This window comes from Zoogloea sp. LCSB751, from assembly GCF_002028455.1.
Lineage (GTDB): Bacteria > Pseudomonadota > Gammaproteobacteria > Burkholderiales > Rhodocyclaceae > Zoogloea.
This window is the reverse complement of sequence record NZ_MWUM01000172.1, coordinates 1-275: the sequence shown is the minus strand read 5'-3', so window position 1 is coordinate 275 and position 275 is coordinate 1. Positions and strand designations below refer to the sequence as shown.

The 275-nt window shown below is 58.5% G+C and carries 1 protein-coding gene; it reads right to left on the bottom strand.

Annotated elements, in window-relative coordinates:
• A partial coding sequence (locus tag B4920_RS26245; protein ID WP_173862710.1) for an inorganic diphosphatase occupies positions 1-259 on the bottom strand: 259 nt, incomplete at its 3' end.
• Between the last annotated feature and the right edge of the window lie 16 nt (positions 260-275).

Sequence of the window (275 nt, the reverse complement as noted above, 5' to 3'; positions counted from 1 at the left end):
GAATGACGGAGCCAGCCAGCAGCGGGTAGGGAGTCGGCACCAGCACGTCGACGGGGTCACCGTCCAGGGACAGGGTGGCGTTCACGTAACCGTAGTTGCACGGGTAGAACATCGGGGTGGACATGAAGCGATCAACGAAGATGGCACCGCTGTCCTTGTCGACTTCGTATTTGATCGGGTCGGCATTCTGCGGGATTTCGATGATGACGTAGATGTCGTCAGGCAGGCTCTTGCCAGCCGGTACCAGGTTCAGGCTCATGACGTTTCCTTTGCGT